Origin of the sequence: Acetobacter sp. AN02, from assembly GCF_029759835.1 — a bacterium.
In the GTDB taxonomy this organism is placed as follows: domain Bacteria; phylum Pseudomonadota; class Alphaproteobacteria; order Acetobacterales; family Acetobacteraceae; genus Acetobacter.
In genome coordinates this window covers 1-11,134 of sequence record NZ_JAJJND010000082.1, presented here as the reverse complement: position 1 = coordinate 11,134, position 11,134 = coordinate 1, and the positions used below count along the sequence as shown (strand labels likewise).

At 59.6% G+C, this 11,134-nt stretch carries 8 protein-coding genes; 6 read left to right on the top strand and 2 right to left on the bottom strand.

Annotation, left to right across the window (positions count from 1 at the left end; translation table 11 throughout):
* The 5 genes from LOC54_RS09515 to LOC54_RS09495 all read left to right on the top strand — a co-directional run.
* Window positions 1–295: hypothetical protein (locus tag LOC54_RS09515; RefSeq protein ID WP_279313578.1), on the top strand; the 295-nt coding region annotated here is incomplete at its 5' end.
* Window positions 296–469: 174 nt separating this feature from the next.
* A complete protein-coding gene (locus LOC54_RS09510; protein ID WP_279313577.1) occupies window positions 470–1,744 on the top strand; it encodes a 3-phosphoshikimate 1-carboxyvinyltransferase in 1,275 nt (424 codons plus the stop codon).
* Window positions 1,745–1,966: 222 nt separating this feature from the next.
* Window positions 1,967–2,845: a ferredoxin--NADP reductase gene (locus LOC54_RS09505; RefSeq protein WP_279313576.1), complete on the top strand. Its 879-nt coding sequence runs from the start codon at window positions 1,967–1,969 to the stop codon at window positions 2,843–2,845.
* A 72-nt stretch (window positions 2,846–2,917) separates the two neighbouring features.
* Window positions 2,918–4,303: a glutathione-disulfide reductase gene (gene gorA / locus LOC54_RS09500; RefSeq protein WP_279313575.1), complete on the top strand. Its 1,386-nt coding sequence runs from the start codon at window positions 2,918–2,920 to the stop codon at window positions 4,301–4,303.
* A 208-nt stretch (window positions 4,304–4,511) separates the two neighbouring features.
* Complete coding sequence (locus LOC54_RS09495; RefSeq protein ID WP_408740332.1) at window positions 4,512–5,843, top strand: ammonium transporter; 1,332 nt, start codon at window positions 4,512–4,514, stop codon at window positions 5,841–5,843.
* Between the two features lie 165 nt (window positions 5,844–6,008).
* Here the strand turns inward: LOC54_RS09495 and clpB are convergent, their stop codons facing one another.
* Both clpB and purU read right to left on the bottom strand, forming a co-directional pair.
* Entirely contained in the window at window positions 6,009–8,618 is a 2,610-nt protein-coding gene (gene clpB, locus LOC54_RS09490; RefSeq protein ID WP_279313574.1) for an ATP-dependent chaperone ClpB, read from the bottom strand.
* 125 nt (window positions 8,619–8,743) lie between these two features.
* Complete coding sequence (purU, locus tag LOC54_RS09485; protein WP_279313573.1) at window positions 8,744–9,631, bottom strand: formyltetrahydrofolate deformylase; 888 nt, start codon at window positions 9,629–9,631, stop codon at window positions 8,744–8,746.
* 171 nt (window positions 9,632–9,802) lie between these two features.
* On the opposite strand from purU, the gene LOC54_RS09480 reads away from it, so the two are divergent.
* Complete coding sequence (locus LOC54_RS09480) at window positions 9,803–10,492, top strand: hypothetical protein (protein ID WP_279313572.1); 690 nt, start codon at window positions 9,803–9,805, stop codon at window positions 10,490–10,492.
* Window positions 10,493–11,134 lie beyond the last annotated feature (642 nt).

Here is an 11,134-nt window from a genome sequence, read left to right as displayed (position 1 = left end):
TCCACAGGTCTCCGTAAAGACCAGCGTTGAATCACGTCCAAGCCAGTCTGAGAAGATCTTTTGTCAACAGAACCTAGATACGAAGGCCGATGGAAGCTTGGTGCGGAGTGCGAACGAGACGGTGATTCAATATTTCTATCAGGACGGGTTATTTACCGTTCCTATTAGTAACGTGAATATTGATTACTATATCTATGCATCTGTGAGTATGGTTGGTACCGATGTCACGCCTTTGCGTTATGTCGTCTGGCTTCTCAGCAGGGACGCTGGCCGGGTAGAATGGATGGCGAAGTAGTGGGAGCGGCTGTCTGACCTACAGCACTGATAATGCGGCTGTCAGCGATGGCGGCCCGGGTCTGCTGATCATCTCCGAATACGGCTGATCTTCTGAGACGACACGCTGGGTCTGCGTAAAATCGTGCTAGAGGCTGCCTTCCGGCCCGCAGGCCCGATATCCGGAGGAGCAGACGTGAACGTCAGAGTAGCAGAAGCCAGCGCAGTCAGAGTCGAGCCGGTCAGTTCACCGCTGACCGGTCATGCCCGGCCACCGGGCTCCAAATCCCTGACCAATCGGGCTCTGCCCCTGGCCGCAATGGCCAGAGGTGTCAGCCATCTGTCGGGCGCGCTGAAAAGCGATGACACCCGGTACATGGCAGCAGCACTGCGACAGATGGGCGTGGAGATCAGCGAGCCGGACGAGACCGGCTTTGTGATCTCCGGTTCCGGAGCACTGAAGCCGCCGTCAGAGCCTCTCTTCCTTGGTAATGCCGGAACTGCGGTCCGGTTTCTGACTGCCCTGACGGCTCTGGTCCCGGGAGATGTGACCGTCACCGGCGATGCCCATATGCAAAAACGCCCTATTGCGCCCCTGATTGCAGCGCTTCAGGCTCTGGGTGTCAGGGCTGAGGCCCCCACAGGCTGCCCGCCTGTCAAGGTGCAGGGCAGCGGGCATCTGCCAGGTGGTGCGGTTACGATCGATGCCAATCTCTCCAGCCAGTATATTTCGGCCATTTTGATGGCCGCAGGCTGTGCGGATGCTCCGGTTTCCGTGCAGCTCAGCGGGGAGGGGCTGGACGCACGCGGCTATGTCGATCTGACACTTGCAAGCATGCGCGCTTTTGGCGGAGAGGTGAGGCAGACCGGGGAAACCTCCTGGGACGTGCAGCCATCCGGCTACAGAGCGGCGGATGTCCTGATCGAGCCGGATGCCTCGGCCGCAACCTATCTCTGGGCAGCAGGACAGCTGACCGGCGGCAGGATCGATATCGGCCTTGCTCCGGAAGACTTCTCCCAGCCCGATGCCCGCGCCTGGGATATCATTTCCGCCTTTCCGCACATGCCGGATGTGATTGACGGCTCGCAGATGCAGGACGCCATACCAACCCTTGCGGTCATGGCGGCCTTTAACGCGAAACCGGTCCGGTTCGTCGGAATCCATAACCTGCGTGTGAAGGAATGCGATCGTATCGCGGCCCTGTCCGGCGGCCTGAACCTGATCCGCCCGGGACTGGCCGGAGAGGAAGGTGACGATCTGATCGTGATGTCAGATCCCGCACTCACAGGCAGCAGCTGCACGGCGCATATTCCGACATACGCGGATCATCGTATCGCAATGTCCTTCGCCCTTGCAGGTCTTTGCATGCATGGCGTCACGATTCTCGACCCGGGCTGCGTCGCGAAGACCTGGCCGGGCTACTGGGACACCCTGGCAGAGCTCGGGGTCGGATTGCATTTCACAGACTGAGGCCGTGACATAGGCGATACCCCGTGCGGTTTGCGTCTTTTGATCAGGAAGGCTATGTCCCTCCGCAGGTGCCGGTTCCTGCCTCTGGTAAGTCCGGCTCCGGCAGGCCGGTCTGCGGCCGGCCATGATTTTCTGCCTACCGCGCGGCGCGGAAACGGAACACAGCCCCCGCTGTTCCGTCCCCGTTACGCAGGACCGGGCAATCCGGAGAATGCTGTCCTGATGTCTGAGATAAAGATACGTCTGTCCGCCGATGAGGTTCCGTCCGGTCTGCTGCCGGTCGAAGGTCAGGAAGGGGTGTGGCACCTCGCGCCGCCGGAGAAGGAATACGGCCACCTCTTCCCGGCAAAGGTGCTGACCGTCCATCACTGGACCGACCGCCTGTTCAGCTTCACGACCACGCGTGATCCGGCCCTGCGTTTCGAGAACGGCCAGTTCACGATGATCGGCATGGAAGTGGACGGCAAGCCGCTGCTGCGCGCCTATTCCATCGCTTCTCCGAATTATGAGGAGCACATGGAGTTCCTGTCCATCGCCGTGCAGGACGGACCGCTGACCTCCCGCCTGCAGCACGTCAAGGTCGGAGACACGGTTCTGATCGGACGCAAGCCGGTCGGCACGCTGCTGCTCGATAACCTGCGTCCGGGCCGGAATCTCTATTTCCTGTCCACCGGCACGGGTCTGGCTCCGTTCATGAGCCTTATCAAGGATCCCGAGTGCTATGAGCGCTACGAGAACGTGGTCCTGACCCACACGGTTCGTATCTCGGGCGAGCTGGCCTATTTCAACCATATCCGCCACGAGCTGCCGCAGCACGACTTCCTCGGAGAGATGATCACGGAGAAGCTGCGCTACTACCCGGCCGTAACGCGTGAGGCCTTCGAGGTCACGGATCGCATCACCACACTGATCGAAAACGGAAAGATCTTCAGCGATCTCGGCCTTCCGGCCTTCGATCCCGAGCTCGACAGGGTCATGATCTGCGGCTCGCCTGAAATGCTTGCCGATACCGAGAAGCTGCTGGAAAGCCGGGGCTTTGACGAGGGCAATAATTCCCGCCCGGGTGCCTACGTCGTTGAAAAGGCGTTTGCCGAGCGATAAGCAGGACAGGTCCGCCCGGCAGGAAGAGCCGGGCGGGCAGACAGGCGAACAGCAGGAAGCCCGGAGAGAGCCATGAGCCGCGATACTGACCTTCTGGTGATCGGAGCCGGCTCCGGCGGCGTACGATGCGCACGTATCGCAGCCTCACATGGCGCCAGGGTCGCCGTCGCGGAAGGCCGCCACTGGGGTGGTACCTGCGTCAATCTCGGCTGCGTTCCAAAAAAACTTCTCGTCCAGGCGTCAGAATACGGCGACTACGTTGCAGACAGCCATGGCTTTGGCTGGAACACGCAGCGCGGTGATTTCGACTGGCAGAAGCTGATCGCGGCCAAAGACAAGGAAATTTCCCGGCTCAACGGTATCTACACGTCAATGCTGGATAAGTCGGGCGTTCGTCTCCTCACCGGACATGCCCGGTTTGAGGATGCACACACCATCCTGGTCGAGCCGACGGAACTGGATCCCGAAGCAAAGCCCGTACGCATCACGGCGGACCGGATTGTCATCGCAACCGGCGGCCAGCCCGTCCGTCCGGATATCGAAGGCGCGGAACTGGGCATCACCTCTGATGAGGTCTTTCACCTTCCGGTCATGCCGCAAAGGATCGCCATTATCGGCGGCGGATATATCGGCGTTGAGTTTGCAGGCCTTTTTGCCGGTCTCGGTGCAAAGGTCGATCTGGTCTATCGCCAGACTCTCCCCCTGCGCGGATTTGATGAGGAACTGCGTACCGCGCTGCACAAAGGTCTCGACCTGCGTTCTGTCACGCAGCATGAGGAGTGCTCGCCGGTCAGCATCTCACGCACGGCAGACGGGCTGAAGATCCGGCTGGATAACGGTCAGGATCTCATCGCGGACCAGGTCATGTTCGCCACAGGGCGCGTGCCGAAAACCGCAGCTCTGGGGCTGGAAAACACCCGGGTCAGAACAACCGGACAGGGACGGATCATTGTCGGACATGACAGTGAGACCGACGAGCCGGGTATCTTCGCCATCGGTGATGTCACGAACCGGCTGAATCTCACGCCTGTTGCAATCGCCGAGGGACATATCCTTGCGGATCGTCTTTTCGCGAATCGGGCTCGGGAGTGGGACTTCGACGCCACGCCGAAAGCCGTCTTCTTCACGCCCCCGCTTGCCAGTGCCGGTCTGACGGAAGAAGAGGCGGCGAAAGACCGGATCGTGGATATCTACACCACGGAATTCCGTCCGATGCGGCACGTCCTCAGCGGGCGCGAGAGACGCACCTTCATGAAGCTTGTGGTCGATCAGGCCTCGGAAAAAGTGCTGGGGGCTCACATGTATGGCGAGGACGCTCCGGAGATCATTCAGGGGCTTTCCATCGCGATCGCAGCCGGACTGCGGAAGGCTGATTTTGACCGGACGATCGGCGTTCACCCGACCTCGGCAGAGGAATTCGTCACCATGAGAACGCGCACCCGTATCTCCGGTAAGTGATTTTTTGTGCTTTCGGCTGTCTCTCTCTTGAGAAAGTCGTTCCGGTTAGGCTACGTATCCAGAGAGCATACGCACCCGTAACGACCGGATATCCCTGTTGCGCGGGTGGGTGAACGCCCGGAACGCCTGCAGGAGAAGCTGGTTAATGAGACAACGGGAAGCAGGAACGCACAGATCCCGCAGAATTCTGTCCCCGCAGACAGGAATCATGGCCGCCGCAGCCCTGGCTGTCACCGGTATGGCGACGCCGGTCATGGCAGCGGACGCACCGCCTGCCATCGATACGGGCGATACGGCCTGGATGCTGGTCAGCACGGCTCTGGTCCTGATGATGACCATTCCCGGCCTCGCGCTGTTCTATGCAGGTATGGTCCGCAAGAAAAACGTTCTTGCGACGCTGATGCAGAGCTTCGCGATCTGCTGCATCATCACCATCGTCTGGATGGTCGTCGGATATTCCCTCACTTTCTCCACGGGCACACCCTGGATCGGCGGACTGTCAAAAGCCTTCCTCAGCACGCTTGGTGAACACATCAGCAACGGCGGAGATATCGGCTTCACCCTCGGGGCGGATTCCTCCAACGCCACGACGATGACGATCCCCGAGAGCGTCTTCATGATGTTCCAGATGACCTTCGCCATCATCACTCCGGCCCTGATCACCGGTGCCTTCGCGGAGCGCATGAAATTTTCCGCGCTCTGCCTGTTCACCATCCTATGGTCCGTCGTGGTGTATTCCCCGGTCGCGCACTGGGTCTGGAGCCCGATCGGCTGGCTCGGCGGTCTCGGAACACTGGATTTCGCAGGCGGAACCGTGGTGCACATCAACGCCGGAATCGCGGGCCTGGTCTGCGCTCTCGTGCTCGGTAAACGTCGCGGCTTCGGTGCGGATGATCTGGCTCCCTTTAACCTGACCTACGCCGTTATCGGTGCCTCCCTGCTCTGGGTCGGCTGGTTCGGCTTCAACGCAGGCTCCGCTGTCGGCGCGAACGGCCGTGCAGGCATGGCCATGGCAACCACACAGATCGCAGCCGCCGCCGCAGGCGTGGGCTGGATGGTCACGGAATGGATCCATCGCGGCAAGCCGACCGTGCTCGGGATCATCTCCGGTGCCGTCGGCGGACTGGTCGCGATCACGCCCGCAGCAGGATTCGTCCTTCCCGGCGGCTCTCTTGCCATCGGTCTGATCACGGGCGTGGTATGCTACTTCTCCGCTACAAGCCTGAAACATGCGTTCGGCTATGACGACAGCCTCGATGCCTTCGGCGTACACGGTGTCGGCGGGATCATCGGTGCCCTGCTCACCGGCGTGTTCGCCTATGGCCCGCTCAGCGCGACAGAGGCCAATCCGGGTGGCACCTCCGGTTCCCTGCATCAGCTTCTCATCCAGGCCGAGGCTGTCGGTGTCACGATCATCTGGTGCGGCGTCATGACCTTCATCCTGCTGAAGATTGTCGATATCGCCATCGGCCTGCGTGTGACCACGGAAGAGGAAATGGAAGGCCTCGACGTGTCTCTCCACGGAGAGCGTATCTCCTGATCACCGTTCTTCAGACACTCTGAAAGGAAAACCTGCTCCCCGAAAGGAGAGCAGTTTTTTTTCGGCTTCCGCGCATCACACAGAGGCGCAGGAACTTATTCAAAGCAAAACGCCCCCCGGCCGAAACCGGAGGGCGTTCCTCATTTTATCGTGTCGGACATCCGATCAGACGAGAGCATCCACATCAGCTGCGGAGCGGCCGTTGATCAGAAGACCATCTTCCCCGGCCGAGATCTGCACCGGCTCGCCATCATGGATGGCACCCTCCAGCAGCAGTTCCGCCAGAGGGTTCTGCAGAGCCCGCTGCACGACACGCTTCAGCGGGCGGGCACCATAGACCGGATCATAGCCCTCATTCGCCAGCCACTGATGCGCCAGATCGTCCAGCGTGATCGTAATGTGGCGGTCATTGAGCAGACTCTGAAGACGGCCGATCTGAATATCCACGATCCGCGCCATATCCGCCTTCTGAAGCCGCGAGAACAGAACGATCTCATCCAGACGATTGAGGAACTCCGGCCGGAAATGCGCCCGCACCACATCCATGACCTGCGCCCGGACCTTCTCGGCGGGCTCTCCGTCCGGCTGGTTCGCCAGCATTTCGGAGCCGAGATTGCTCGTCAGGACGATGATGGTGTTGCGGAAATCGACCGTCCGGCCCTGACCATCCGTCAGCCGTCCGTCATCCAGAACCTGCAGAAGGATGTTGAAAACATCGCCATGCGCTTTCTCAACCTCATCAAACAGGATCACCTGATAAGGGCGCCGCCGCACGGCCTCGGTCAGAACGCCGCCTTCCTCATATCCGACATACCCCGGAGGCGCGCCGATCAGACGGGCCACCGCGTGTTTCTCCATGAACTCGCTCATGTCGATCCGCAGCAGCGCCTTCTCGTCGTCAAACAGGAACTGCGCCAGAGCCTTGACCAGTTCCGTCTTGCCGACGCCCGTCGGGCCGAGGAACAGGAAGGAGCCGATCGGACGATTCGGGTCCTGCAGGCCGGCACGGGCACGACGAACCGCGCTGGACACGGCCCTGAGCGCCGTCTCCTGACCGATCACGCGCTTCCGCAGCTCGTCTTCCATCCGCAGCAGCTTGGCGCGCTCACCTTCCAGCATCCGGTCAATCGGAACACCGGTCCAGCGCGACACGACAGAGGCAATGCCCTGCTCCGTCACGGACTGGGAAACGAGATCCCCCGTTGATCCGGCCTGCTCCTCCTGTGCTCTGGCGATCTGTCCCTCCAGAGCAGGAATGGTGCCGTACATCAGCTCCGATGCCTTGCCGAGATCGCCTGTGCGCTGCGCCACCTCAACTGCGGAACGGGCTGCGTCGAGCTGTTCCTTCAGCTTCTGAACGGCATTCACGCGATCCTTTTCTGCATGCCAGGCCGCATTCATCGCATCGGATTTTTCTTCCAGATCAGCGAGTTCCGCATCCACCTTTTCCAGACGGTCCCGGCTGGCGGAATCTTCTTCCTTGCGCAGTGCCTCCCGCTCGATCTTCAGCTGAATGACACGACGATCCAGCTCATCCAGCTCTTCCGGTTTGCTGTCGATCTGCATCCGCAGGCGGCTTGCCGCCTCATCAACAAGGTCAATCGCCTTATCCGGCAGAAAGCGGTCGGTGATATAGCGATTGGACAGCGTCGCAGCGGCAACCAGTGCACCGTCACTGATACGCACCCCGTGATGAAGCTCGTATTTCTCCTTGATCCCGCGAAGGATGGAGATGGTGTCGGGCACGGACGGCTCACCCACGAAAACCGGCTGGAAACGACGAGCCAGAGCCGCATCCTTTTCAATATACTTCCGGTATTCATCCAGAGTCGTCGCGCCGATACAGTGCAGCGTGCCGCGGGCCAGTTCCGGCTTGATCAGATTGGACGCATCCATCGCGCCGTCACTTCTTCCGGCTCCGACCAGCGTATGCATCTCATCGATGAACAGGATGATCTGCCCCTCGGCCGTCTCGATCTCCTTAAGAACGGCCTTGAGACGCTCCTCAAACTCACCACGATATTTCGCACCGGCGATCAGCGCGCCCATATCGAGGGACAACAGCTTCTTGTTCCGGAGGGCTTCCGGCACGTCACCGTTGACGATGCGCTGTGCCAGCCCTTCGACAATGGCCGTCTTGCCGACACCCGGCTCACCGATCAGAACCGGGTTGTTCTTGCTCCGGCGCGCCAGAACCTGCACGGCACGGCGGATTTCCTCGTCACGGCCGATCACCGGATCAAGCTTTCCGGCCTGCGCGACAGCCGTCACGTCACGCGCATATTTTTTCAGCGCATCAAATCCGGCCTCTGCATTCTCGCCGGTCACGGTGCGTCCCTTGCGGATTGCAGCCACGGCCTTTTCAAGTGCGGCAGGCGTCGCGCCATGATCCTTCAGTGCCCGCCCGGCAGGCGTGTCGGACGCAGCGATGGCAACGAGAAGACGATCCTGGGCAACAAAGCTGTCTCCCGCCTTCTCCGCACTCTGCACGGCATTATCAAGGAGGCGCGCAAGATCAGGTGTGCCCTGGGGCTGGCCCGCGCCGCCGCCCTGCACCCTGGGCAGTTTCGCAAGAGCTTCGCCGGTCGCGGTAAGCACGGCTTTGGGATCGCCCCCGGCCGCACGAATAAGAGAAGAGGCAGCCCCTTCAGGATCGTCAAGGAGAGCCTTGAGCAGGTGCTCAGGTGTCAGTTGCTGATTATATTCACGCAGCGCAATCGTCTGTGCGGCCTGCAGGAACCCGCGTGAGCGTTCCGTAAATTTCTGGATATCCATATCTCAGTCCCTTCTGTTCAGGCGACGTCATGTTCCGGCAGTCCCTCATGGAGGCAACTGCCCGTTACAGGCGATATGGGAAACACTCTGCCACGGTGCAAGAGGCGGTAGCGGGGACGCCGGGTTCAGCTTGCGAAAACGATTGTTTTTCGCCCGTAAAGGATGGTTCTGCGCTCGATATGATATCTGACGGCTCGCGCCAGTACGCGGCGCTCAATATCGCGCCCCTTGCGGATCAGATCGTCCGGGCTGTCGGCGTGGGAAATCCGCTCTACATCCTGTTCGATGATCGGCCCCTCATCCAGATCCTGCGTCACGTAATGTGCGGTCGCGCCGATCAGTTTCACTCCGCGGCGGAACGCCTGGTGATAGGGGCGCGCGCCCTTGAAACCGGGAAGGAAGGAGTGGTGGATGTTGATACAGCGCCCGGAGAAATCCCTCGCCATATCGTCGGAAAGGATCTGCATGTAACGGGCAAGGATCATCAGATCCGCACCGCTGTTCCTGAATACCTCACGGATCTGCTGCTCCTGCTCCGCTCTGGTGTCTCTGGTTACAGGCAGATAATGGAACGGAATTCCGTCAAAATGCAGATGGGAATAGGCGTCCCGCGGATGATTGGACACAATACCGACAGGATCGACCGGCAGTTCCCCGATCCGCCAGCGATAGAGCAGATCCGCCAGGCAGTGATCAAAACGGGAGACCAGCAGAAGGACCTTTTCCCGTCTGTTCGCGTCCGAAATCTCCCACTGCATATCGAACGCCGCAGCCACCGAACGGAATGCCTCACGCACAGGCAGAAGCCCGGATGAGAGATCCGTCAGCCGGAAAACCACACGCATGAAAAACCGGCGGGGCTCGTCTCCGTCCTCGCCGCTGTTGTCGAACTGCTGCGCCTCCGTAATGTCCCCCCCGCTTTCGAACAGGCATTGAGTCACGGTCGCCACGATCCCCGGACGGTTGGGGCAGCTCAGGGTCAGGATACACAGCGAGGACAGGGCAGAAGACATCAGGTGGTGCTTTTTCCGGTTCGGTAAAGACGGGACAGACCTGCGACGGCCATACGACTGCGGCGGGGATCAGGCAAGGCCCGGAGGCTTTGCGGGAGAGTGGTATCAAATGCTAAGGTCTGTATGAATACCCATCCCGGAAACGCCTTTCCCCGGCACAGGTGCTGATACATGCAGTTTTCATCACTTCCCGCTCTTCCGCTCTGGGCGCAGTCCGCGCTCCTGGCCCTGATGCTGATGTTCGCCCTGCTGTTCCTGTTCATGCCCTTTGCTGTCTACGGCGTGAAAAGTCGTCTGAGGGAGATGGAGCTTCGTCTGGAGGAAATCCGGGCGGAACTCCGGGTGATCACGTCAAGACTCGGCGGACTCGAACCGCCTGCCCGGACCGAGTGGACACCGCCCCCGGCGCCGGAACGCCCGTCCCCCGAGTTTCGTGCCCCCGGTGCTCCGGTCCGGCCTGTCGCCGCCACGGCTCCGAAACCGGTCGATCCCGTTCCGGCTGCGCCTGATCCTGTGCAGCCTCCGCAAGCCGCCCCCCGATCCGAAGAAAAAGCTGCCCCGCGTACGGAGCAGGAAGGCCAGCCCGCAAGTGCAGGAACATCTCCGCTGGCCGCTTCGCCTCTCAGGGCTGCCCGTGTGACCGATGCCTATGAACCGCATGACACGACGCCGCCGGAGCCGGTGAGCCCTGCCGCTGCGGTGCCGCGTGCAGCTTCGCGCATGCCATGGCACACCATGCGTCAGGATGTGCGGGAAGAGCCTTCCGTCTCGTTTCCGGAAAAGAAAAATAGCAGCACGGAACGGCCTGAACCGGTTCTTCGCTGGCCTGGTCGTCATGATCGGGATAACGGACCGCAGTAAAGCCCTGTCCGGCTTGGCGTACATGTCTGAATCGTGAAATGTCTTTCATGGCAGTTCCGGTAGTCCGGTACGTCTGCCGGTCAGGCAGACTCGTAACAGATCGGGGTTTTTGCAGACGGATTTTCCTGCTCTCCCGCCGGGATTCACCCTGATTTCGTGCTGTATCGGGAGCCTGACCACCCCGGGCAAGCTTCAATCTGCCGTGGGAAATAAGGCGAATTCACAAAATGAAGATATATTAAAATGCTTTGAGAGAAAGAAACGCAAAAAGAACATCTGGTTTCACTTAAGAAAATATATCTCATAAAAAATATGTTTTAAAATATTTTTAATTATATCTATGATAAAAATTAGAAACTAAATAAAATATATGAAAATATTATTGAATATTTTATAAAAAATAACTTCCTTTATTTTCATGTTTGATCCTGAAATTATTTCTATATTATAGTTATGAAAGAAAGGTGCGGGACAGGCGCTTTGCGGATGAGACATAGGTGATCTGAGGACCTCTGATTGAGGCGGTTCGCCCGCGTGGCAGGACTCCGCCCCATGACCTGAGTCGTACGTGTTTAGTCCCGGGATTTGGTGGATTGGGTTGATGATGAATCGATCTGGTTCTGAAGTCCATATTTTGCAGAT

Bases quoted from the DNA above. Each gene is read 5' to 3' on its own strand.
- LOC54_RS09495 (WP_408740332.1), top strand. From the start codon at position 4,512: ATGGCCGCCGCAGCCCTGGCTGTCACCGGTATGGCGACGCCGGTCATG.
- clpB (WP_279313574.1), bottom strand. From the start codon at position 8,618: ATGGATATCCAGAAATTTACGGAACGCTCACGCGGGTTCCTGCAGGCC.
- purU (WP_279313573.1), bottom strand. From the start codon at position 9,631: ATGTCTTCTGCCCTGTCCTCGCTGTGTATCCTGACCCTGAGCTGCCCC.
- LOC54_RS09480 (WP_279313572.1), top strand. From the start codon at position 9,803: ATGCAGTTTTCATCACTTCCCGCTCTTCCGCTCTGGGCGCAGTCCGCG.
- LOC54_RS09505 (WP_279313576.1), top strand. From the start codon at position 1,967: ATGTCTGAGATAAAGATACGTCTGTCCGCCGATGAGGTTCCGTCCGGT.
- gorA (WP_279313575.1), top strand. From the start codon at position 2,918: ATGAGCCGCGATACTGACCTTCTGGTGATCGGAGCCGGCTCCGGCGGC.